The sequence below is a fragment of the Bacteroides sp. 43_46 genome (assembly GCF_001915455.1).
In the GTDB taxonomy this organism is placed as follows: domain Bacteria; phylum Bacteroidota; class Bacteroidia; order Bacteroidales; family Bacteroidaceae; genus Bacteroides; species Bacteroides caccae.
On the sequence record NZ_MNQN01000016.1, the window covers coordinates 24568 to 47963 of the forward strand.

Genomic DNA, 23396 nt, shown 5'->3' on the forward strand with positions numbered 1-23396 from the left:
TTTCTCGTTTTAGGAAAAAGTTACCTCCTTTAATTATTCTTCGAATGAGTTATTTACATATCAGATACTTAATGAAAAGATAACCCCCGAATACTTGCAGACACATCCCGGGAATTCCAATGCGGAAATCCTGGATAGCATTATAAAAATTACCAATGTATATCCATTCTCCTAATGTACCTGCTACCTGATAGGCAAATACTACCCCTATCAGCATTATGACAGAAATACGTCTGAAGTGTTGCGCTGTCCATCCGGCAGCAATAGCCAATAATACGGATTTCAATAAAATTACAGGTAATGTGGCGGGAGCCGGCATACTAAACAGTAGAGAATTTATAGCCGGTGATAAGACGGCAGTCAGTAAACCGACTTTCCAACCATATTTATAAGCCCCAATCAGTGTAAAGAAGTAGATTGGCAGCCAAGTTATTCCTCCTTGTGGAATGAGATGAAAGAGTTTGGGAAAAAGGATGTTACCAATGATGAATAACGAGGCTGCCCAATAGGTCTTTACGTTGCTGTAATCCAACGAATAGAGTTTCACGGTTGTTGTTTCCATATCTTCATTATTTTAAAAATTCACATTAATGCCACCCATAAATGTTGCTTTTGGCATAGGATAGCCTGCATTTATTTCATATCGTTGCGCTAACAAATTCTCTCCTTTGACAAAGATATCTGCAAAATGACATATACGATAGTTGCCTCGAAGATTCCATAGAACAAAATTTTCTTGTTGCTCATGCCCCTTTGTAACGGAGGAATAAAGTCCGCTCACATATTGAAAGCCTGTTGAAATATTCCAACGACCGGAGGTATAGTCCATACCTGCATATAGTTTATGTTCAGGAGCGGCTAGAACGGGATTTTCCATGTGCAGCCAACTATAATTGGCATAGATGTTCCAATGAGAGTTAATACGATAGCCGACATTGGTTTCAATGCCCCAGTTTTCAATTTCTCCGGAGTTGATATTCAAAGGAGGCGTCAATCCATTACTCATAATAATATTGTCGCCATTGATGTAGTAAAGTTTCACTCCGTAAGACAATGCTCCTTCCAATAAACATTGAGAGTACGAGAACTCATAATTAATCATCTTTTCAGGCTCCAACTCGGGATTGGCAGGAGCAAACATATACATTTCCCGGATAGTCGGATTGCGATAGCCTTTACTTACCATTGCTTTTACTTCCGTATTTTTCGGAAAATGAAATGCCAGACCTCCTTGTGGAATCCATTCTGTACCGACATGAGAATGATGATCTACACGGACTCCTGCATCCAGAGATAACCAGCTATTTATATCCTGACGAAAGTCAATATACCCTGCAAATTCATCCATTTGCTTATCTACTCCCGATTTGCGTTCGCCCGTAGCCAGAACTTTATTCCAAGATTCCCCTCCGAAATGTTGATAATCAAATCCTGTTGTCACACGGTTACCCGTGAAAAGAGTGGCACTCTGATACCACGATATACCCAGCATCCGGTCTTTGGAATTAAAATGTGACTTTTGTGGTTCTTCTCCAGTTTTATATCCGTCGTTTATCTTATGCCGTCCCCAGTTGTAGAAAAAGCTCAAGGTACCTGAAGTCTTTTCATAATGATTCTCTAAAGCAAACGAAGTCATGCCGCGAGTGATGCGTGAATCATTGTCGAAAAGCGGAGTTTGAACCGTTCCTGGATTGGAAGCATTGAAATGCGTTACATTTATATCTCCCCATACTTTCCAGAAAGTACTAAAGTCATAGCCTAGTTTGGCATATCCTCCATATTGCTCGAACTCCATATCGGGACGATGTCCATCCGTCCGGTTGTATGAACCTGTCACGACACTGCTGAAACACCCTTTCTTCACCCGATTTGAAAATTCTGTCTGCAAAGTATTATAAGAACCATAACCTACTTGCATATTGTTCTTCACCCCTTCTTCCTGTTGTTTACGGGTAACAATATTGATAACTCCGCCCATTGCATTCGAACCATAAAGGACAGATGCAGGACCACGTAGAACCTCTACCCTTTCTGCCAGCATGGATTGGTAGGCATCTGCTATCGGATGTCCCATTAGCCCCATATATTGCGGGTGACCATCAATTAAGACTAATAGCCCCGCTGTCGGACTACCACCAATCCCCCGTAAACTCATGCCACCTGCTGCACCTGTAGACACACCATATCCCATAATACCACGACTGGTAGTAAACAACCCCGGTACTTGTTCGGTCAATAATGGCAACAAGGAAGGTTCATACCTTTTTTCTATCTGTTGTCTATTGACAATGGAAATAGTCATAGGCAAATGGCGTATATCCGTTTCATTGCGTGTTCCGGTAACTACGACCTCATCAATAACATAATTTCGTCCTACTTGCGTACTGTCTTTTCTGTTTTCTGCCATTCCCGAAATGGACAACAGACTACTGAATAGAAATAAACGAGCTGTATTCTTTCTCATACTTTAGTCTGTATTTTTACTCTTTATTTTTGATTCTTTCGAGAAAGCCACGAATCAGCTGCAAAATAGCTTCGGCCGATTCCTCTTCACTGCACATAGTTTCTACGGGACACCAGCCTGTATGGTCGCGATTCCATATAAAGGGCACTTCCTGTACAAAGTCTACTTTTACATCTGATGTCTGAAACAAGTCCATAGCGTTTGAACTGACAACATCTGTATATAACTCTTTTATACCACCTAAAATCATGAGGGCGGCAGCTCCTTTCCCAACTACTTTATCAGCAATCAGAGCTCCTTTCAGGAACTCCGGCTCCCGGGTCAGCAAATCGTATAAATCGGCTACTCCGCGTTGGGTAAAAGTGCGAATCTTTCCTTCGTTGGCTATCACACAGGAATATCCTCCTGTATGTAGTAGATTGATTAATTCTTCCATTATAAAGTCCCTTGTTTCAGTTGTTCTACAAATTGGTCTATCCGATGCAATTCTTTCGGTATATCAATATTCTGCGGACAATGTGACACACACTGATTACATCCGATACAATGACTGGCCTGTCGGAGTTTGGGCACGCTGCGATCATAACCGATAAGAAATGCCCGGCGTGCTTTCGCATAATTTTCATCTTGCCCGTTTTCAGGGACATTGCCCTCGTTGACACAACGATTATAATGTAACAGTATAGCCGGAATATCCAACCCATACGGACAGGGCATACAATATTTACAGTCATTGCAAGGAATGGTAGGGTATTTCAACATTAATTGCGCCGTTTCTTCAAGAAATTCTTTTTCTTCATCAGTAAGTGGTTCCAATGGTGAATAGGTACGGAGATTATCTTGTAAATGTTCCATATAAGTCATACCGCTTAGTACGGTCAATATATCCGGAAAAGAACCGGCAAAACGGAATGCCCACGATGCAACACTGTTTTCAGGACGGCGCTGTTTGAGTCGTGCTACTAAATTATCATTCAACTTAGACAGACGTCCGCCCAACAACGGCTCCATAATAATAGAAGGGATTCCTCTTTTAGCCAATTCACCGTACAGATATTCTGCGTCGGTATTTCGGGTATTTGTCTCTTTGGCATGTTTCCAGTCAACATAGTTTAGCTGTATCTGCACAAAGTCCCACTTTATTTCATCATGCCGGGAGAGGAGATAATCATAAACTTCAATATCCCCATGATAAGAAAATCCGAGATTCCGGATACGTCCCGCTTCACGCTCTTTAATCAGGAAGTCGAGCATACCATTGTCCAGATACCGTCCTTTAAGTGCATCCATTCCTCCCATACCGATACCATGAAGCAACATATAGTCAATATAATCTACTTGAAGCTCTGTAAATGATTTATGATACATTCTAAGTGAAGCCTCACGAGACCATGTGTCCGGCGAGAAATTGGACAGTTTGGTGGCAATAAAATATTTGTCACGCGGGTGGCGGCTTAATGCAATGCCTGTTGCCTTTTCAGAAAAACCTTGCACATAAGCCGGAGATGTATCGAAATAGTTTACTCCGTGAGCAATAGCATAATCTACTAATCCATTCACCGCGTCTTGGTCGATTACCTCACCGTTACCGTCGGGAGATGGCTTAAGAGGCCAACGCATACAACCGTATCCCAAAAGTGAAACACGGTCACCTGTTGTTGGCGAAGTACGGTAGGTCATTTTGTCAGTAGGTATTTCCCCTTCTCCCGATACACTACTTGATGAGGAAGTACCTTTAGAAGAACATCCGTATAATATGGCTGTTGATGTAGCTGCACTGATACCTACAATTTTAATAAAATCTCTTCTGTTTATGTTCTTTTTATTCTTTTCTTCCATAATCTCATCTCAATTTAGATTATATAATTCTATGCATCTGATGTCCTGTCACATAAATAGCACTGAAAGGACGGGACGGACATAGATTCTCACAAGCTCCGCAGCCAATGCATTTTTCCGCATTCACAACCGGAATTTTGGGAGAATCCGCCATATCCGGATCGGAAACTACCATTTGGATAGCACCGGTCGGACAATGACGCGCACAGTTGCCACATTCAACTCCATCGGTCAACGGTACGCAGTTTTCTTTAATCCATACGGCATGGCCGATTTGAATGGCAGACTTATCAGCAAGGCTGGTCAGATGAATAGCGTCCGTAGGACAGACCTCCGCGCATTTTGCACATTCAGGACGACAATAGCCACGTTCATAAGACATTTCCGGCTGCATCAAAGTCAACAAATTGCCAGAAGGGCGGAGTACCTGATTAGGACAAACCGAAACACATAATTGACAGGCTGTGCAATGCTGTGCAAAATTGCGCGCACTTAATGAACCGGGAGGTAAAATGGGATTTTCCCGATGGGGAATCTTCTTGTCTTCAATGGTTGCCAGTCCGCCGTCCACTTTCTTTTCCTGTGCTTTTAGTGCGGCGGTGGTTGCGAAGATAGCCGATGCAGAAAGAAAACTGCGGCGAGCATTGTCTACTTGCTCCGTAGTAACGGATTTAGCTTTGGAGGTAGTTATCATCTCAGGTTCCGCTTCTATTTCGGGGATACGTCTTGTGTATTTAATAGCCCCTTTCTTACATTTTCCCAAGCAGTTCATACAAACGACGCAACGGCTATAATCTATTTTATGCGCTTTCGCATCAATACAGGACGCCTTACAATTACGCGCACATAATCCGCATCCGTTACATTTGGAAGTATCAATCACCGGTTTGAAGATAGAATATCGGGATATGAATCCTAATACCGTACCTACCGGACAAATCGTATTACAGTAAGTCCGTCCATTACGCCATGCCAATATAATAAGTACAATTAGAGTAACCACGGCAATAACCAAAGTAGAAAAACTTTTTATCCATACGTCCACTTCATAAAAAGCATAACTGCCGGCCCGTTCGGCAAAGTATGCCAGAAGGTTGTTTCCCCACTGCCAAACCGGAGCGAACAAAGCAGAGACCATTCGCCCATACGCGCTATAAGGTGCTATCAGAATTGCCAAAGCATTCAAGCCTACAATCATTGCAATAATAAACACTGCTAAAACGCCATAGCGGAGCCATTTCATAGCCGGAGAATAACGGAAACGATTCTTTTTACGTTTGCCGGATACCCACGAAATAGCATCCTGAAATACTCCCAAAGGACAAATGACCGAACAATAAATACGCCCGAACAAGATTGTAAGTATGATAAGGAATAATACCACACCTATATTCAAGGCTAATACAGCCGGCAGGAATTGAATTTTTGCCAGCCATCCGAACCATGTATGCAATGTCCCTGTAAAGTCGAGAAATAACAGGGTGACAAGTGTAAAACACACAATCGCGGCTGTAAGTCTGATAGTACGTAACATAATTAAATTGTTTTCTTTTTATAGTAGTTTATATCTATATTACAGATTAATCAAGCACTCATTACTTTTTTTAGCATCATATACTTTATTTATACTAATAATTTATGCAGCAAATATACTCGATTTTAAATATTCGCAAAGTAGATAGATTACAGATTATTATACCAATATTACAGAATCACTGTTTATAGACGGGCTAAATCTTTTTTTGTTACCTATTATTCTTTTTTGTAAAAGCGATATCATGATATGAACATCTTATCGTCATTTTGCCTATCTTTGTGCCCCGAAGGCAAAGAACGCTCTTTTTTAATAAACTCACTATGCAGAAATTAGTCAAGAAGGAATATCAGATTCCTTTTATTCTGGTCACTTCCCTTTTCTTTCTATGGGGATTTGCACATGCTATTTTAGATGTGTTAAACAAGCATTTTCAGGATGTGATGAATATAAGCCGTGCTCATTCGGCATGGGTACAAGTCATGTTTTATCTGGGATATTTCGTCATGGCTATCCCAGCAGGACTGTTTATCAATAAATATGGCTATCGCAAAGGAGTAGTATTCGGTTTGTTGCTCTATGGTATCGGTTCTCTGCTTTTTATTCCCGGTGAATACTGGATGTCGTTTCAGTTCTTCCTTTTCTCCCTGTTTGTCATTGCCTGCGGTTTGGTATTTTTGGAAACAGCCGCCAATCCTTATATGACGGAATTAGGTGAACGGGAAACTGCCGCCAGCCGATTAAATCTGGCACAATCATTTAACGGATTGGGTTGTATCTGCGGGCCGCTTATAGGAGGTTTATTATTGTTTTCGGAAGAAGGTAGTTCGAATATCTCATTGCCATATACATTAATGGGAATCATTGTACTGGCAGTTGCTTTAGTATTTAACAAAGTCCGTTTGCCGGAGATTATCCATGAAGAAGACACGGATAAACAGGGGCAGGCACAGGGACTCTGGTCACACAAGCTTTTTATTTTTGGTATCGCAGCTTTATTCTGTTATGAAATTGCAGAAATCTCTATTAATAGTTTTTTTATTAATTATGTGGTAGATGACGGCTGGATGAACGCCCGCGATGCTTCTGTGATTCTTTCGTTCGGTGGTCTGGGGCTATTTATGTGCGGACGATTTGCCGGTAGTTGGGTGATGCGACAGATACGGGCAGAGAAAGTATTGTTCTTTTGTGCTGTCGGTACAGTCGTAACAAGTTCTTTAATTGTACTGAATCTGGGGATCATATCACTGATAGCTCTTTTCTTGGGTTACGCTTTTGAAGCAATTATGTTTCCTACTATTTTTGCACTTTCATTACGGGGACTGGGCAATCATACCAAACGTGCATCCTCTTATTTAATGATGTCTCCCATTGGAGGGGCTGTCGGCCCCTTGCTCATGGGATATGTAGCAGACCAGACTACAATGTCCTTCTCATTCATCGTTCCGTTGCTTTCATTCATAGTGGTGATGATGTATGCATGGAAAACATTGAGATAATTAACTCCGCCTGGGGCGGTATAGAATACCGAATATATTTATCAAATATCCTATCAGACATACTACGGGTGCTACTTTTATACGCAATCCGCTGAATATATCAGGGTTGTAGGCGGCAGGGGTACTCCCCTCACCGCTCATGAATAGATAACCTACTATTATTACTACCGAACCAATTAGCAGAATTATATAATTTCTTCTGCTAAATACTGTTTCTGTCTCTTTCTGTTTCATTATTTTTGATTTCATATTCTTCTTCCGTTTTAGTTTTTGTAATTCATAGTTGGAGCGAATAGCGCATATTTTTCCTCAAACCGCCGGTTGCTCTCTTTATATTTTTCTCCGTCTATCTTCTTCAAGAGTTCATTATATTGGTTCCATTGCCAGAATTTATAGATACAATCATTGCGAACCATTTCTATACGGTTTCCTTTTAATGAAAAAGCCCAGTTAATATAATCTTCCGCTTCAGCTATCAAATGTACAGCCAGAGTCACTGCTTTCGTTTTTTCACCCAAAGCAGCATAGGCCGTTGCTATATCATAAGAACCGCTTTCATGTGTTTCGGGAACATTATATCCCGGAATAACCTGTTCCGCATAAGCGAGTACTTTCTTTGCACGCTCATTATCTCCTTGCGCTATCAGTTCTTTGGCAAGTTGCGCAAAAAGCCTGCGATGATACCAACACGTGCGTAGTGTTGTTTCATCCAGATAGAGCCCCGGAGTATCCAGTCCGCCATATTTATATCTATTCATAACGTTGTCATAAAGCCTTTCCACATCTACTGCATAAAGTCTGTTTTCACCGACATCTCCCCACTTCTTATAGTCAAAAGGTGTAAAGCGGAATGCTAATCCTTCCTGTACAAAGTAATTGTCAAACTTCAGCTTACTGACACTTCCTACGGAAATTGCAAGATAAAGCGGACGTTCCCAATTACAGTTGGCAAGCATTTCCAGCATGAGTAAATCGACTTTAGTCAACATACGTATATCCGTTAAAGAAATATACAGTTTGTCCGGTATGGCATCCTTCAAGTCCTCCCCTTTCAAATGTCGTATTGTTTTGGGGAGCATGATTCCCGAACGGAGCAGCGCGTCCTTATCAATGTGGATATTTATCGTATCCGTAGGAATTACGTGAAACTCCGGTTTCTCTGAGAATACCCAATATTTCAAGATATTTTTTACCTCAAACGGGTCTTCTCCGAAGCTGTCACGGGCTTCCTCCGGGTGCTTCCGGTACAGTTCCTCAATTTGTTTTTTCAGTTCCGGACGTACGGCCACATATTCGTTGGTTCCTTCCTGATATTGATTTTTATTCCAGCTTATAGGCAGTCCGGGAGCATTATACAACGGGCATTGCTGTTGATAAATATACCAATCGGTCTGCGCATAACTTAGGTTACAAACACGTGCATCTCTGCGTACTTCTTCCGTATCCTGATTATACCATAGCGGGAACGTATCGTTATCTCCGTTACAAAAAATAATCGGATTTCCTTCATCGGGAAGAGTCATCAGATAGTTAGCCCCAAAGTCGCGACAAGTAAAACGGGCGCTCCGGTCATGGTCATCCCAGGTCTGGCTCGCCATTTGCACCGGAATCAATAAACAGATTGTCATTAACACACTGACTTGCACCGTCGAAGTTGTTTTCCGGCGAAGCATATCACATAATCCTGCCGCTCCTATCCCTATCCAGATAGCAAAAGCATAGAACGAACCGGCGTATGCGTAATCCCGTTCACGCGGCTGACCGGGAGTTTGATTCAGATAAAGCACAATAGCCAGTCCCATCATAAAGAAAAGGAAGAACAGTACACTAAACTGCTGTTTGCCTTTCTTACTGCGGTTCCATTGCCAATAGATTCCGAACAGTCCTAATAATAGCGGCAGTCCGTAAAACACATTGTGCCCTTTGTTCTGACGTAAAGATTCCGGTAACAAACTTTGGTCACCTAATCTTAAATTATCTAACCAGGAAATTCCCGTTATCCAGTTCCCATGTTCCGGTTCGCCACTCCCTTGCACATCGTTCTGCCGTCCTACAAAGTTCCATAAGAAATAGCGCCAATACATATAATTGAGCTGATAGGTAATGAAATAAGTGAGGTTTTCTTTTTGCGTGGGAGCCGCTTCGCTTCCTCCCGTCCAGTTTTTGTATGAAGCAGCCATTCGCTCATTCCACATTCGGGAAAACAACATATTCTGAGTATAGCACACATCTTCTTTATACCGGATTATTTTATATTTACCTTTTTCCTTATCCGGACGATATACAGCACTTCCCTTTGTCGTTTTTACTCTGTAATAGTCACCTTCAGGCACATATTCCGGATCGGATGCATAAGTTTTTCCATAAAGCAGAGGAGCACTTTCATACTGCTCGCGATTCAGATAACTTTTAAGTGTAAAAATGTTGTCCGGCGCATTCTCATTAAGCGGAGTATTAGCGTTGGCACGAATCAGTATCACCGCATAGGTGGTATAGCCTACGGTGAGCATAAGCAAGCAACATAAAGAAGTATGCAACATACGTTTTCGGAAACGATAAATGGCTCCGACCAGTACGAGAAATGTTAAAGTTAAAAAGACGATCAGCCCCGTATGGAAAGGAAGTCCGAACACATTGACAAAGAGCAGCTCGAACCACCCTCCCATATCAGCTATGCCAGGAATATAAACAAAAAGGATAAATACGATAAGAAGACCCGATATGACAATTGCAGCAGCTACTCCTTTAAACGATATTGCATGATACTTCTGATAATAGAAAACCAGCACAATGGCCGGGATGCAGAGCAGATTAAGCAAATGCACTCCAATTGACAGTCCAATAATATAAGCTATCAGGATAATCCAACGGTCACCATATACCGAATCCGATTCATCTTGCCAGCGAAGAATCATCCAGAAGACCAATGCCGTAAGAAAAGAAGAGAAAGCATAAACTTCACCTTCTACCGCACTGAACCAAAATGTATCACTGAATGTATATGCCAAGGCTCCGACAAATCCCGACCCCAGAATGACGATAACATCTATCGTTGATAAATTCTGCTCTTCATTTACTATCAGGGATCTTACTAACCGGGTGATGCTCCAAAAAAGAAACAGGATGCAACCGGCACTCAACAACGCATTCAGAAAATTCACCAGCCAAGACACTTGCGATGCCTCGGAAGCAAACTGGGTAAACAGGTTTCCTACGAGCATATAGAAAGGTGCACCCGGTGGATGCCCTACTTGTAACTTTTCGGCACACGAAATAAATTCGGGACAATCCCAAAAACTAGCAGTAGGTTCAATCGTCATTCCATATACAAAAGCTGCTATTAGAAAAACAATCCACCCACTAAAATCATTCCATTTTTTAAATAATAAGTTATTCATTGCTCTGTAACTTTTTTGTTTGCAAAGTTATAGAACAAGCATATAAAAGAGAAGATTCTTATCGGACGAATACGGACACTTTATACTTATAATCAGTTGATATTCAACAGCGTCACATAAACAAGCACAGACAAATGCAGACTATAATGATTTCACAATATCCTCCAACGATTCTTTAGAGTTTGCCAGCATTAATTTCTCCGTTTTTATCCTGGAGATTCTCCGGGTCAGAGTCTCAACAGTCAGTTTCATTAAATCTGCAAAACAAGTAGGCTGAACACCTTCGCGTAAAAAAGCACATACCCTCAAATCTTCTTCTGTAAGTTTCGGACTTATCTCTTTCAATTTGGATACAAGGCCATAAACGTTTTCCTGAAGTCGTAAAAGTTCCGTCCAGTCTCTTTCTGAAAAAGACGGTATTTTGGGAGACAAAGCAGTTCGTTCCTTCAACTGACGGACTTTCGAGATAACTGGAGAATTTTCATAAATATGCTGTTGAAGGGATTGATACTTTTCTTCGAGATAATTACATTGCATCGCCAATTTGTCAGATTCAACCTCTTTCATCTGCATTTCTTCCTTAAAGGTGTCCAGTTGCGAGTGTACAGACAGATGTTTCTTCCATAGCAATCCAAGCAAGAGGGACATGGCACCGAACACTCCCAAAGCGGAAGACAGAATCACGGTAGAACGGTCTTTACTGTCAATCAACATCAATTGGCTGGCATACGCTTTTCTTTCCATTTCCAGCGCTTCGTCAAAGTTGCCATATTTCTGATAATAAAGACTACATCTCCTGCAAATCTTAGTCATTTGTTCATATTCTTCTGTTTGCGCAGCTAGTCTTATTGCTTCTTTGAAATGAGTTTCAGCGTCTTTCTCCTGATTCAAATCACTTTCTACACATGCCAGATAATAATAGGCTTTTGACTTCTGAATTTCATTTCCGTATTGCTCATAATAAGACACGGCCTGACGAATCTGATGATCAGAAGAATGAGGTATATTCTTATCTTCATTGAATTGAGTACAAAGCAAATTGTATTCTGCAAGTTGCGCCTCATTCATTTGGTTCATTTGAATAGTTTCAAGAATAATGGATGCCGTATCCGGATCTTGCTCCATTAATTGAGCAGCTTTATCTAATCCTTGTTTCACATTAGTCCCCTCTGGATGACATGCGGCCAAAGAGAGGACAAATACATACAATAAAATTCGAAGATTACTCATAGTCTCAATTTTTAATCTCTACATACAAATATGCGACAAATTTATAAGATTATTGTTAGAGTAGCGAATATTTCTTCCTTCTTTTAGTAAACTCTAAACTTGATATAGTATAAAATTAATCGTCTGATAACTGTTATTCTTTCGTCTAAATTTGCTTTCTATACTTTTCTTGATAAATATCAAGGAACAGCAAGCAGTTAATTAGGAAGATAAGCTGTATCTTTGTAGCAATAAAAAATATATCATGATTAAGAACATTGTATTCGATTTTGGTGGAGTTATTGTAGACATTGACCGTGATAAAGCCGTTCAGGCATTTATCAAACTGGGATTGACGGATGCAGACAGTCGGTTGGATAAATATCATCAAACCGGAATATTTCAGGAATTGGAGGAAGGCAAACTTAGCGCTGATGAATTTAGAAAACAACTGGGAGATTTATGCGGACGAGAGCTTACTATGGAAGAAACCAAACAGGCATGGCTGGGCTTCTTCAACGAAGTAGATTTGCGCAAACTTGATTATATGTTGGAATTACGGAAGTCTTATCATGTATATATTCTTAGTAATACCAATCCTTTTGTCATGTCATGGGCTTGTAGCCCCGAATTTTCCTCAAGGAAGAAGCCATTGAATGATTATTGTAACAAGCTGTATCTATCTTATCAGGTAGGACATACAAAACCTGCACCGGAAATATTCGACTTTATGATAAAGGATTGTAATATAATTCCTTCCGAAACTTTATTTGTAGATGACGGAACTTCAAATATCCACATGGGCAAAGAGCTGGGATTCGAAACTTTCCAACCCCGGAACGGAACTGATTGGAGAGCAGAACTGACTGCTATATTAGAGGAGTAATAATTGGCCGTTATATCACTTTCTGAAAAAACATGCAACCACAAATCATACTTATCACCGGAGCATCTTCCGGGTTCGGGAAAATCACAGCGCAAATGTTATCTGAACAGGGGCACATTGTTTACGGAACAAGTAGAAAGCCTTCCGGAAACATGAACAATGTAAAAATGCTTGTTGCCGATGTCACTAATATTCTTTCTATCCACGAAGCTGTCGGACAGATTATATCAGAACAAGGACGGATTGACGTATTGATTAATAATGCCGGAATGGGTATCGGCGGCGCTTTGGAACTCGCAACAGAAGATGAAATATCCGGGCAGATGAATACTAATTTCTTCGGCGTAGTGAACATGTGCAAAGTGGTGCTGCCTTATATGCGCAAGGCACGAAGAGGAAAAATCATCAATATCAGTTCTATCGGTGGAGTAATGGGTATCCCCTATCAGGGATTTTATTCCGCTTCTAAATTTGCGGTCGAAGGATATAGTGAGGCTTTAGCCTTGGAAGTTCATCCGTTTCATATAAAAGTTTGTATTGTAGAACCGGGAGATTTCAATACCGGATTTACAGATAACCGGAATATTTCGGAAGCAACAAGAGTAAATACCGATTACAAGGAGAGTTTCCTGAAATCATTGGAAATTATAGAAAAGGAAGAACGTAACGGATGTCACCCGAAGAAGTTGGGGCATGCAATCTGTAAAATAGTAGCACGCAAAAATCCTCCCTTCCGTACGAAAGTCGGACCATGGATACAAGTCACATTCGCTAAGAGTAAGAAATGGCTGCCTGACGTTGTCATGCAATATGCTCTTCGAATATTCTATGCCATTCAATAGGCAGGTATGTGAAAATCGCCTTCTATAACTTTAATAGTTATAAAAAGCGATTTTTTATTTCTAGAAAAAACTATTCTCTCTGTTTCAGATTAGTTTTTGGGTACTAATTCCAGAAACATTGTAGTAGTCAGTAATATAGCCAATCCGATACAGACAGTTATTAATAACCAATTAATATATTTTGCTTTCGGCTTCGTATCGGCATGCAGGTTATTCAGGAAATACTCTCTGAAGAAAAGATACAAGCCGGGAATGGTTGCACTTGCCAACAAAAAGTCTTCCGGAATCTGGAAGAAATAAGTTTTGGATAATCCTATCAATGACCAGTGGCAAAGAAAAAGCACCAGAAACATATTCACTTTATGAGCAAACAGCAATAGTAGTCCGATTGTAAATACCACCACGGAACAGGGCATTACCGGAGAGGTCATTTCCGGGAAACTAAGTCCGCGGGCCAACGAAACCAGTGGGTATATAAAAGGCATTGCCAACAAGATATACGATAAGATATCATACTTATGTGTACGTTCAAAAGTTGTATATCCCGTAATAGTATCCCAAATCCAGATAATAGCCATTACTCCCCAAAACATAGCCATTACTCCATTATAGCTGCGTTCCTCACAATAAATATAATAATAGATAACTGAAATCCATGAATACAACCCTATCATGTAGAACTTCATTCCCATTTTCACACACGGACGTGGCCGGCAGATGAGCAATGCTGTCAGCACGATACCAATAAGAATAATAACTATCTGCAAAAGCCAGGTGGCTGAGTTATAATATGCGATTGTTCTCCAAAAAATCTCCATAAAAGTAGTTTAATTAATGTCTTGTTAAAGAAAAAGCCCGGTGTGGAAACAGGAACATCGGGAATGTGGCTCCTACCGCCAACATGAATATTACAGTACTGGCTATCAAGCTATTGGAGAAAAACATACCCATGAATTTATCCAGTTGCTCCGGGTCATTCATATTCTGTAAACACATAATCAGTGAAAATACCATATTATAGGCAAACTTGCCCGGAATCATCGGAAGCAATGCCGGAATATAGAGTACCGTCATTGGGCAATAGACCCTTTTTCCCAGCCATAGACTACCAAAACCTATTACCAAACCGGCAAATAAAGAAGCGGTAGCAATATCTACCCCTAAATAAGTCATCAGGCAAAAACGACATGCGTGTCCTAATGCCGCTAAAATCGCAATCATTTTAAATGCGCGCAAAGGTGGGTCGGAAATAGCTCCGAAGCCTATACCCGCCACTGCTGCAAAAAATCCATCGGAAAGAATATCGAGTGCTACCATATCAAATTAAGCTGTTTTTTACCATTAATAATGTAAAGGAAAGGCCGATCGCAATGCTGACAATCAGCAAGGACGCCTCCGTCAAGCGGGCAAATCCGGTCAGGACATATCCTTCTACCACATCAATCACACCATTAATCAAAGGCACCCCCGGAACGAGATACAGTACGCTGGTTGCCAGTGCTATTTCGGAAGTCGTATCAAATATCAAAGCTGTGGATGCACATAGGGAAGCCACGAACGCCGAAACAATAAATGTTATATAATGATTGATTTTCTTTTTCTGCATCTGTTGTTTCAGGTAAAATCCTGTAATTGTGGCTGAGAAAACAATGCCCATAGAAATCAAATCCCCTCCGAACAGTTTACAGAAAGAAGCATTGGCAAATCCTACCAGCAATAATACAAAAAGAGGATGTATCATCGGAGCGGAAACTATTTTCCTGTATTTTTCCGTCAGTTCTTCCAACGAGAGGCGATTGTCCACGGCTTCCCAACTCAATGCACTTAATTCCGAGTTATGTTCAAAACTAATAGGATGTGCAGGAATGTCTATAACCTCGTTGCAAGCCTCATTGGTTTGTTTGTCAATAATCGTAAGAATGATGTTTTTATGAAATACTCCTAATTTTACGTCTAGCCCGAAAGCCTCACCGATACGTTTGGAATTACGGACAACCCGCGAAGTATGTACTCCGGCTCCCATTAGGTGGGCAGAATATTCGGCAATGAATTTTCCTTTTGATAATAAAGATTCGCTTGTCTTCATGCATGTGGTATTTTTAAATCGGCTGCAAAAGTACAAAAAAGAGTCATAGCAGAAGCCTTATTCTTGAATATTTTCTCATTAAATATCCGAAAACAAAAACACAGCCTTTCACAGAGCTAAAAAATAAGCTACTGTGAAAGACTGTATCAATCCTTTGATTAGCAATAAAAATAAATCGTCTTCCTTAGATGGAATAACGGGAACCAACACGCCTGCCTCTTTTAATTCATTAATCTTCTGTTTCACTTCCGGTGAAAGTTCCACCGGATCGGGATTCATCGGACGGATTCAAGAATTGTTCGCGAAGCGAATGTATTTGTTGAGTACCGGAAGGACATATAACAGTCCATACCAATAAAGAAAATACAAATATTCGATGTTTCAGTCGGCTTTCCATTCCAATCTATATTTTTACTAAAATAAAGACGGAAATCCGGCCGTTTTGTACTCACTATCCTCTACTTCTGAGTAAAATAAATAAAAAGTTATTTTATATTTTTAACCGCCTCCTCAATTCTAGATCGCAAATTCGGATTACTCGGACGTGCCGAACTACCAAAATCAATAATCTGTCCTTTTCTGTTTATCAAGATATAATATGGCATATCATGCACATTCCATTGGTTACAAATCTTCTGATAATTTTCTTTTCCAAAAAAATCATTTGCATAAATACATTCAATTCCCCGGTTCCTCAATGAATACTTATCCAGGCACTCCTCCCACTCCTCTTTCGGTTCGCTGCCACATATAGAATATATGACCAAATCTTTTGTGGAATACTTACTGCGTAACTGCTTCAACGGTTCCATCTCCGTTAAACAAGGAGGACACCACTTAACCCAAAAATCAAAATAGATCACTTTTCCGCGATCTTTCTCGAGCATTTCATAAATAGGTTCCATAAATGACATAGACGTTTTTTGACTTGCATTTTCATGAAATACCCCATACAATAAATTATCGGAAACCGATTGAGGATTTTCCAAATATGACTTAGTCCGATTATATATTTGGGTAATCTGTGCACGTAAATGCGGCATCTTCACTATTGAATCAAACTGTGCGTGTCGTTTTGCTAAAGCAAGTGTATCATTAGCCGTCAAACAATTAGCCATCATCTTTGTATACAAATACTGATTCAATGTGTTCTCCCCAATTAGAGACATCATATCCTCTATCTTCGGATATTTCCTATTTTTCAAAGCCATTCCAAATAAAATATAGTTTTCTACACTTTCAGCAATATCAAATAAACGTGCTGATAGTATGCCTTTATGGTAAAGCCCGTTAATTTCAGGCAACAACGCATGATAGCGCTCCAACTCCTTACCAGTTTCATCTTGGATGTGAGAAGCATAAAGTAGCAAAGCGTAATAATAATCCTGTTTCAATAGTTCTTCTGTGAGAAATTCAACTTCTTCTGACGGCTTATATTTTTGTATATACTCTTGCCTACGTTCCAAACGAAGATTATACTCCCTTTTAAGTTCTGTTTCAAAATCATTATTATTCAAATTAGATCCTATACTATAATTCTGTATATAGTAATAAGCATTCTCAGTAAAAGCCAATATTTCTTGGTTTAATTTTTCAGCATCACCCGTTACTTTGGGATGAAACATATCCTTAAAATCAATCTCTACGTATACACTATCCCCCGGGTGCACATACAAATGTTCGGCATAATTACGAATAGAAATCTCCCTTATTTTTGCAAAAATAGGAAAACGGAAAGAGAATGATCCATCCTTTTGGATAGGTGCACAGTACTGATTCTCCATTTTTCTAAAAAAAGGAATAATAAGAGTCAAATCTTTTTCATTAGGATAAAAATCCCGGTTCAGCACCTTGCCTGTAACAATCACTTCTTCAGCGTATTCTTCAGGTAAAGAATAGCTTTCCTCCGCTTGTTCAGAAAGTTCAGGCTGAAAATTACTTTGTGTTTTTGAACGGCAACCAAATAACAGCAAAGAAGCTATTATCAGAAAAGAAAAAAGATGTTTCATCATGTGTGAGTAGTATTATAACGTTTCGGTAATCAGAATATATAAAGCAGAACAAAGATAATGATTATTATCTTTGTTCTGCTTTATTTGTATGACTTTTAAGATTAAATATCATGTCAGGTGTCAGCACCTTTTTTATTTATTTCATATATTTGCGAATTACTATTTTTAATTTTATGCAAACTTATATCGAAACATCCCGATTGATCCTTCGCGATTGGAAAGAGGAAGACATTCCTCTTTTTGCCCTCATGAACGCTGACCCTCACGTCATGGAGTACTTTCTCCAACCATTAACTCCGGAAGAATCACTCAATTTTTATCATCGTATCCAAAAGGAATTTCAAACCTGCGGCTTCGGTTTGTATGCCGTAGAACGCAAAGAAGACCATGCTTTTATGGGCTATACCGGGCTGCATCAGATAACATTCGATGTAGATTTTGCACCGGGTATAGAAATCGGCTGGCGGCTGGCACATGAGTATTGGGGACATGGCTATGCCCCTGAAGCAGCAACAGCTTGTCTGGAATATACTCGTAAACAACCGGACATTACAGAACTGTATTCATTTACTTCCCTGCCGAATCTCCGTTCGGAACGTGTAATGCAGAAGATAGGTATGACACGAATGAAAGAGTTCGACCATCCGCTTGTTCCTGCTGACCATCCATTATGCAAACACGTGTTATATCATATCAAAACAGGATGAAAGCATTATCCGGAAGATTTGTATTCCTTTTAAAACGATTAACACACCAACCGTGACGGGTGAAGGTGGATGAAGAAGACAATCCGGCAATTATATTGGTAAAACAAAAGAAATAAAGGTAAACATAGAAACTATTGACTTTGCTCTTTTTATTTTGTATATTTGTCCGAAAGAACCAACTGGAACAAGAATGAGATATACAAAAATAAAGACATAAAGATAGACTTTGAAGGCATAGATATATGTCCGTAAGAATAGAAACGGGGCAAAATCTGTAGAGATTTTACCCCGTTTTGTTTAATATATTCAGTTTCATTTACTAAATAACCCTGAATATCATTTATTATAAACGTGAGACCCGTTTATAATAAACTGTTCCATTATTTATTAAAAACACAAAATGAGTTTATTAGCATCTTGTATAAGAAAAAGAAAACTGTTTAAGAGTAGAAAAGACAGCAATGGGACATACACAAATATATCTATACATTGAAGACAATAAACGACCTTTACAACTAATTTTCTTTTTCACTTATTACTCATTTAGTGCCTCTCAACAATAGAGATAATATCACTATTGTTCACCTATTCGTATTTTATTCTTCAGTAAAGTTTCTGGTTCACCAATTCGTCAAAGAGCCTTGCATATTTCTCTGCGACTGCTTCTGCGAACTTTTTACCTTTTTCGGCAGAGGCTCCACGCGGATCACCTACCCCGGTATCTTTCGATACTTTTCCCCAGTTTCTGGGAATCCATGCTACTTTTTCATTCAAAGACTGCACGGCAAAGGTTTTATATTCTCCACTTCCTGCTTCTTCAAGATTGACCAGTTCGGGATGATAGTGCATCATTACAGATGTCTCGACTTCATCTGCATGGTCACCCGGATTTTCAAAATAGTCCTTAACCTTTAATACGGTATACCATTCACTTGATGCAATCAGAAAGTCAGGATAGTCTACCGATAAATCACGAATCATACTTTTAAAAGTATTGCCACCATGCCCGTTGATAATTACTAATTTCCGGATACCTTGAACATAAAGGGAAGAAACAATATCCGTCAGTATTGCTTTCTGAGTTTCATAACGCGTATGGATACAAAACGGAAGTTCCCGTTGTCCCGGATTTTGCGACCCCATGCCGATAGGTGGCATGACCATACAATTTACCCCATATTTCTGTTTGGCTATCAAAGCGGCAGAAACCGCTACATCATGAGAAAGGATACAATCCGTCATATAGGGCAAATGCAGATTATGAGGTTCGGTAGCCCCCCACGGTAACGCTACAATATCATATCTCCCATCTTTTACTTCTCCATAACAAGATATGGATAAATCAACTTTTCTATTCATATACCTTATTTATTTCTGATGATTATACTATTTCATTTTTACTATCACTTCTCTCTTTTTTTATCAGACTATACTTCTTGAAGCAAAAATAGGAATTGTTTGGAGATTCTATAGCTAATCAAGGACTAAATTCACTAACTAATTAACAAATATATTACAAGCGATAGGTAACCGTTCTTTCTTCGGAAGAGTCAATTCAAAGACGCCAGATACCTTCTAAGACTTTCTCTACGGTTCCTATATTCGCTTTGGGTTGGCGGCGGCTCTTGATTGTCAGATATCCCTTGCCTTCCGTTGCTTTTACTTCCTTCGTTTTATTATCCACGTGTTGCAATCTCAAAATTACGGAAACCGTGAGAAATTTCCGGAGAATAGATTTTTAGCCAATAATACTCTTTATATAATCCGTAGGGCATACATGATAGAAATCCTTAAATTTCTTCCTAAAATATTGGACATCACAATATCCCAACATACCTGCTATTTCCGAAATATTAAATTGTTGGGAAGCCAACAATTTAAGTGCTTTATCCATTTTGAATGAATAGATGTAATCTTCCGGTGACATACCTATAATATCCTTTATCTTACTGTAAAAAGCAGTACGACTCATCCCTATATCAACACAAAGTTTATCAATCCTATATTTCTCCGTTGAGAGATTCTTTTTCCAATATTTCATTGACTTTATTCATAAATAACAAATCTGTGTTTTCCATTTCCTGCCTCATAGGCACCAAAGGGAAAATGGCATCAGATAAAAAGTTTTTTATTCGTTCACGCAACGCTATACGATTCTCAATAAGCATGCAAATATCCGCCCTGAACTTACAGATACTCTCTGTACGCAATTTCAACCGATCTGCTCCACATCCTAAATGAGAAAGATAGCTTTCATTATCAAAAGACCTTATCAGCAGAACGACTGGTATCTCTCCCATTGTTTTATCTGCTTTAACTTGAAAACAGAGCGAATCGCCACTTATGCCGTTTACATTATCATCAATAATGATTGTGTCAGGAATTTGCCGGATGATAGTATGTATTATCAAATCAGGATCTTCAAGAATGGAAATCTGATAGTATCTCGACAAAGACTTTCTCAAATAATCACTGAACGGTTTATCCTTCATTACTAATAAGATATGAGGAGCATCCTTTGCTTTCAAATCTTGTTTTTCATCCTTATGAATTCGAGAGGATTTTATAACGGGACATTCTTGATTCTGGCAATGACAGTCCGTCGGGATAACAATCCTGAAAGTGGCGAATTTGCCGTGTCCGTAGCCAATCATTTTCCCTCCATGCAAACGAATGATTTTTCTGACAGTCCTCAAACCACTATATCCATATACAGGAAACAGAGCGGAAATAAAGGAAAATAAACTTTCAGCTTTATTCTCCGTTACGGTATTATTGCTGATATGTAATTCCCATGCATCCATTGTATGCGTTACGCTAATTGATATGCAACAACCCGAATTTGTTATCAAGATTATCTTGTATAAAAGATACTGAAGTGCGGCTGTCATTATGTTCTCATTTATCCTGCAACTGACGCAATCCGAACATTCGTTGACCTTCAATTTCACTTGACGGATGTTTGCGTATGGCCGACATTGATTAACAATGGAAGTGATATAAGTGGAAAGTTCAAAATCGACAGTAGCTGTCTTAGGCTTAATACTACCTTCAATCTTATCAAGCGTCATAACATTCTGATTACAGTCTATTATACGTTCAGCATATTTCAAGACTTCCTCTATTTTCAGAGAAACCGGTTCAGACAGACTAGCAGTTTTAATATCTTCCAACTGATTTCGTAATAATGTCAAGGGTGTATGTATCGAATGAAGCATATTCATTGCAATCTTATATTTTTCATGAGATTGAAACCGGACATTATACTCTGCCGCAAGATAGGCAAGTAGGCAAATAAATAGTCCAATACCAAGTCCCCCTACGGGAATTACATATCCAAGCAGAGACAAATCAGACAAAATTACATCAATAGTCTGTTTACTGCCCACAAAATCTGCTCCCTCCTTTAAAGGAAGTAAAAGCTGAAAACTAAATAATAAATTCAGGAAACAATCATTCATACTAATATCAGATTAATTTAATTAATATTTTACACTTTCAGTAAAACACGTCTGATGATTCTTTGACGTATTAAAATCCGATGCAAGTATAAACTTTTCGATACCGGTTTACGAGGTGGTTTCTGACAAAAACAAAGGGTGTTTTCTATCTAAAATGGTAACATTTTCATTTATTACTCTAATATAAGCAAATGTAAATGTAAAGCTACATTTTTATCCGATTTACATACAATAATATATATTTTTACTATGAAATTAATCAATAGAAAGCATACAGGTACAAAACAAAAACGGGCAAATATGCAATACATCACGCATATTTACCCGCATCCTATTATAATCGAGAATTCCTATTTTCTGGAAATAGAATCTTTCCTGCCTTGTTTATTTAGAATAGTTGGATTTCCTTTATATTCAATATCTCCGCTACCGCTAACTTTTGCATCCAACTGTTTAGAAGCATAACAAGAGATATCGCCGGAACCTGAAACAGTGGCAATCACTTCAGTAGCCGCCAACTTATCAGCACTGATGTCACCGGAGCCGTTTACAGTCAATGCAGCCCATTTCGCAGTGCCTTTGATATTCACATCTCCCGAACCGCTGACTATCGTTTTTACAGTAGTGCCCTTCACATTTTTCACATCGATATCTCCACTCCCTTTTATATAAGCAGAAAGATTAGTATATTGCAGATTCTCCGCTTCAATATCTCCGGAACCGGTTATGTTCAGAGTCAAATCAACACCTTTAATAGTACCCTTCAGATATACATCTGCCGAACCTTTAATATCTACTTCATCTAATGAAGGAGAAGAAGCAATCACTTTCAAACGACGTTCTCCACTAAGAATCTTAACCCCCTTCTTGATATTCACCTGCAACACTCCATTCGCAGTAGACACTTCCAGCAAATCGACCAAATTGTCCGAACCATATATAGAGATCTCTGTTTTAGAGCCACTACTCTGTCGATATTCAACATCAGTACTGCCTAGCACCTTGATTGAGCTAAAATTGCTTACGTTATTCAACTCCTTTGTAATATACTTCTTACTGGGAGTTACGGTCTGTGCCTGCATTCCTGTTATAAACAAGAACATCAGTACTGCCAACATAGATGTAACCTTTAAACTTTTCATAATTTTTTTCGTTAAATGTTCTAACGACAAATATAAGAAGTATATTTCAATTTACAAGAAAAGAACGAATATAACTTTGCCAACCTTCCGGATCAATGCGGAACAATAATGGTCCAATAATTAAACTATACATTTTAGTTATTTGTTTATAATGAATAGATAAGTACACATTATTGTATTTACACTTCCAACGTATTTTCACCTATGCATAGTAAGTCCTTTTCAGCCGGATATTGAAATTCGTTTTTATGCCCGATAACTTTTAATTATTTCTACACCTTATTGCCTGTAGTATTCATGCACAAGAAAAGTAACCA

Annotated in this window: 22 protein-coding genes; 4 read left to right on the forward strand and 18 right to left on the reverse strand. The window is 39.2% G+C overall.

Annotated features, from left to right (window positions below):
* Positions 1-49 precede the first annotated feature (49 nt).
* The 5 genes from BHV72_RS01105 to BHV72_RS01125 are packed head-to-tail and all read right to left on the reverse strand — an operon-like array spanning position 50 to position 5837.
* Positions 50-562 carry a hypothetical protein gene (locus tag BHV72_RS01105; RefSeq protein ID WP_005675772.1) on the reverse strand — a complete coding sequence of 171 codons (513 nt, stop codon included), beginning with the start codon at positions 560-562 and terminating at the stop codon, positions 50-52.
* Between the two features lie 12 nt (positions 563-574).
* Complete coding sequence (locus tag BHV72_RS01110) at positions 575-2464, reverse strand: TonB-dependent receptor (RefSeq protein WP_286853612.1); 1890 nt, start codon at positions 2462-2464, stop codon at positions 575-577.
* A 16-nt stretch (positions 2465-2480) separates the two neighbouring features.
* Positions 2481-2900: a DUF1893 domain-containing protein gene (locus tag BHV72_RS01115; RefSeq protein WP_005681172.1), complete on the reverse strand. Its 420-nt coding sequence runs from the start codon at positions 2898-2900 to the stop codon at positions 2481-2483.
* Complete coding sequence (locus BHV72_RS01120; protein ID WP_055171438.1) at positions 2900-4303, reverse strand: aldo/keto reductase; 1404 nt, start codon at positions 4301-4303, stop codon at positions 2900-2902. The genes BHV72_RS01115 and BHV72_RS01120 overlap by 1 nt, the downstream gene beginning before the upstream one ends.
* Before the next feature lie 19 nt (positions 4304-4322).
* Positions 4323-5837 (reverse strand): 4Fe-4S binding protein, encoded by a 1515-nt coding sequence (locus tag BHV72_RS01125; protein WP_022043069.1) that lies wholly within the window; start codon positions 5835-5837, stop codon positions 4323-4325.
* A 323-nt stretch (positions 5838-6160) separates the two neighbouring features.
* Here BHV72_RS01125 and BHV72_RS01130 point away from each other — a divergent pair, with 323 nt between their 5' ends.
* Positions 6161-7336: a sugar MFS transporter gene (locus BHV72_RS01130; RefSeq protein WP_286853618.1), complete on the forward strand. Its 1176-nt coding sequence runs from the start codon at positions 6161-6163 to the stop codon at positions 7334-7336.
* Here BHV72_RS01130 and BHV72_RS01135 read toward each other — a convergent pair whose 3' ends face one another.
* The 3 genes from BHV72_RS01135 to BHV72_RS01145 all read right to left on the reverse strand — a co-directional run bounded on the left by BHV72_RS01135 (position 7337) and on the right by BHV72_RS01145 (position 11964).
* Positions 7337-7585: a DUF3098 domain-containing protein gene (locus BHV72_RS01135; protein ID WP_274666272.1), complete on the reverse strand. Its 249-nt coding sequence runs from the start codon at positions 7583-7585 to the stop codon at positions 7337-7339. It abuts the gene before it with no gap.
* Between the two features lie 14 nt (positions 7586-7599).
* Complete coding sequence (locus BHV72_RS01140; protein WP_286853620.1) at positions 7600-10734, reverse strand: glycosyltransferase family 117 protein; 3135 nt, start codon at positions 10732-10734, stop codon at positions 7600-7602.
* Between the two features lie 141 nt (positions 10735-10875).
* Entirely contained in the window at positions 10876-11964 is a 1089-nt protein-coding gene (locus BHV72_RS01145; protein ID WP_005675762.1) for a hypothetical protein, read from the reverse strand.
* A gap of 244 nt (positions 11965-12208) precedes the next feature.
* Here BHV72_RS01145 and BHV72_RS01150 point away from each other — a divergent pair, with 244 nt between their 5' ends.
* Positions 12209-12829, forward strand: a complete 621-nt coding sequence (locus BHV72_RS01150; protein ID WP_122295402.1) for an HAD family hydrolase — start codon at positions 12209-12211, stop codon at positions 12827-12829.
* A gap of 32 nt (positions 12830-12861) precedes the next feature.
* A complete protein-coding gene (gene kdsR / locus BHV72_RS01155) occupies positions 12862-13671 on the forward strand; it encodes a 3-ketodihydrosphingosine reductase (protein ID WP_274666274.1) in 810 nt (269 codons plus the stop codon).
* An 89-nt stretch (positions 13672-13760) separates the two neighbouring features.
* Here kdsR and BHV72_RS01160 read toward each other — a convergent pair whose 3' ends face one another.
* The 5 genes from BHV72_RS01160 to BHV72_RS01180 form a co-directional block, all read right to left on the reverse strand.
* Complete coding sequence (locus BHV72_RS01160; protein ID WP_005675759.1) at positions 13761-14489, reverse strand: DUF6064 family protein; 729 nt, start codon at positions 14487-14489, stop codon at positions 13761-13763.
* 13 nt (positions 14490-14502) lie between these two features.
* Positions 14503-14988, reverse strand: a complete 486-nt coding sequence (locus BHV72_RS01165; RefSeq protein WP_005675758.1) for a threonine/serine exporter family protein — start codon at positions 14986-14988, stop codon at positions 14503-14505.
* 1 nt (position 14989) lies between these two features.
* Positions 14990-15757, reverse strand: a complete 768-nt coding sequence (locus tag BHV72_RS01170; RefSeq protein WP_005675757.1) for a threonine/serine exporter family protein — start codon at positions 15755-15757, stop codon at positions 14990-14992.
* Between the two features lie 108 nt (positions 15758-15865).
* The gene (locus tag BHV72_RS01175) at positions 15866-16036 is read right to left on the reverse strand and encodes a hypothetical protein (RefSeq protein WP_153816366.1); all 171 of its coding nucleotides are present in this window, start codon (positions 16034-16036) and stop codon (positions 15866-15868) included.
* Positions 16037-16242: 206 nt separating this feature from the next.
* Positions 16243-17766, reverse strand: a complete 1524-nt coding sequence (locus BHV72_RS01180; protein WP_032838144.1) for a TlpA family protein disulfide reductase — start codon at positions 17764-17766, stop codon at positions 16243-16245.
* Positions 17767-17942: 176 nt separating this feature from the next.
* Here BHV72_RS01180 and BHV72_RS01185 point away from each other — a divergent pair, with 176 nt between their 5' ends.
* Positions 17943-18476 (forward strand): GNAT family N-acetyltransferase, encoded by a 534-nt coding sequence (locus BHV72_RS01185; protein ID WP_005675745.1) that lies wholly within the window; start codon positions 17943-17945, stop codon positions 18474-18476.
* Positions 18477-19079: 603 nt separating this feature from the next.
* Here BHV72_RS01185 and BHV72_RS01190 read toward each other — a convergent pair.
* The 5 genes from BHV72_RS01190 to BHV72_RS01210 form a co-directional block, all read right to left on the reverse strand.
* A complete protein-coding gene (locus BHV72_RS01190) occupies positions 19080-19835 on the reverse strand; it encodes a creatininase family protein (RefSeq protein ID WP_005675743.1) in 756 nt (251 codons plus the stop codon).
* Positions 19836-20031: 196 nt separating this feature from the next.
* Positions 20032-20160 (reverse strand): hypothetical protein, encoded by a 129-nt coding sequence (locus tag BHV72_RS01195; protein WP_255387405.1) that lies wholly within the window; start codon positions 20158-20160, stop codon positions 20032-20034.
* A 54-nt stretch (positions 20161-20214) separates the two neighbouring features.
* Positions 20215-20517 carry a helix-turn-helix domain-containing protein gene (locus BHV72_RS01200; RefSeq protein WP_286853628.1) on the reverse strand — a complete coding sequence of 101 codons (303 nt, stop codon included), beginning with the start codon at positions 20515-20517 and terminating at the stop codon, positions 20215-20217.
* Positions 20477-21937 (reverse strand): hybrid sensor histidine kinase/response regulator, encoded by a 1461-nt coding sequence (locus BHV72_RS01205; RefSeq protein ID WP_286853630.1) that lies wholly within the window; start codon positions 21935-21937, stop codon positions 20477-20479. The genes BHV72_RS01200 and BHV72_RS01205 overlap by 41 nt, the downstream gene beginning before the upstream one ends.
* Before the next feature lie 350 nt (positions 21938-22287).
* The gene (locus BHV72_RS01210) at positions 22288-23079 is read right to left on the reverse strand and encodes a head GIN domain-containing protein (protein WP_195414733.1); all 792 of its coding nucleotides are present in this window, start codon (positions 23077-23079) and stop codon (positions 22288-22290) included.
* Between the last annotated feature and the right edge of the window lie 317 nt (positions 23080-23396).

Coding starts and splice junctions, on each gene's coding strand:
- BHV72_RS01105 (WP_005675772.1), bottom strand. CDS start 562: ATGGAAACAACAACCGTGAAACTCTATTCGTTGGATTACAGCAACGTA.
- BHV72_RS01110 (WP_286853612.1), bottom strand. CDS start 2,464: ATGAGAAAGAATACAGCTCGTTTATTTCTATTCAGTAGTCTGTTGTCC.
- BHV72_RS01115 (WP_005681172.1), bottom strand. CDS start 2,900: ATGGAAGAATTAATCAATCTACTACATACAGGAGGATATTCCTGTGTG.
- BHV72_RS01120 (WP_055171438.1), bottom strand. CDS start 4,303: ATGGAAGAAAAGAATAAAAAGAACATAAACAGAAGAGATTTTATTAAA.
- BHV72_RS01125 (WP_022043069.1), bottom strand. CDS start 5,837: ATGTTACGTACTATCAGACTTACAGCCGCGATTGTGTGTTTTACACTT.
- BHV72_RS01130 (WP_286853618.1), top strand. CDS start 6,161: ATGCAGAAATTAGTCAAGAAGGAATATCAGATTCCTTTTATTCTGGTC.
- BHV72_RS01135 (WP_274666272.1), bottom strand. CDS start 7,585: ATGAAATCAAAAATAATGAAACAGAAAGAGACAGAAACAGTATTTAGC.
- BHV72_RS01140 (WP_286853620.1), bottom strand. CDS start 10,734: ATGAATAACTTATTATTTAAAAAATGGAATGATTTTAGTGGGTGGATT.
- BHV72_RS01145 (WP_005675762.1), bottom strand. CDS start 11,964: ATGAGTAATCTTCGAATTTTATTGTATGTATTTGTCCTCTCTTTGGCC.
- BHV72_RS01150 (WP_122295402.1), top strand. CDS start 12,209: ATGATTAAGAACATTGTATTCGATTTTGGTGGAGTTATTGTAGACATT.
- kdsR (WP_274666274.1), top strand. CDS start 12,862: ATGCAACCACAAATCATACTTATCACCGGAGCATCTTCCGGGTTCGGG.
- BHV72_RS01160 (WP_005675759.1), bottom strand. CDS start 14,489: ATGGAGATTTTTTGGAGAACAATCGCATATTATAACTCAGCCACCTGG.
- BHV72_RS01165 (WP_005675758.1), bottom strand. CDS start 14,988: ATGGTAGCACTCGATATTCTTTCCGATGGATTTTTTGCAGCAGTGGCG.
- BHV72_RS01170 (WP_005675757.1), bottom strand. CDS start 15,757: ATGAAGACAAGCGAATCTTTATTATCAAAAGGAAAATTCATTGCCGAA.
- BHV72_RS01175 (WP_153816366.1), bottom strand. CDS start 16,036: ATGAATCCCGATCCGGTGGAACTTTCACCGGAAGTGAAACAGAAGATT.
- BHV72_RS01180 (WP_032838144.1), bottom strand. CDS start 17,766: ATGAAACATCTTTTTTCTTTTCTGATAATAGCTTCTTTGCTGTTATTT.
- BHV72_RS01185 (WP_005675745.1), top strand. CDS start 17,943: ATGCAAACTTATATCGAAACATCCCGATTGATCCTTCGCGATTGGAAA.
- BHV72_RS01190 (WP_005675743.1), bottom strand. CDS start 19,835: ATGAATAGAAAAGTTGATTTATCCATATCTTGTTATGGAGAAGTAAAA.
- BHV72_RS01200 (WP_286853628.1), bottom strand. CDS start 20,517: ATGAAATATTGGAAAAAGAATCTCTCAACGGAGAAATATAGGATTGAT.
- BHV72_RS01205 (WP_286853630.1), bottom strand. CDS start 21,937: ATGAATGATTGTTTCCTGAATTTATTATTTAGTTTTCAGCTTTTACTT.
- BHV72_RS01210 (WP_195414733.1), bottom strand. CDS start 23,079: ATGAAAAGTTTAAAGGTTACATCTATGTTGGCAGTACTGATGTTCTTG.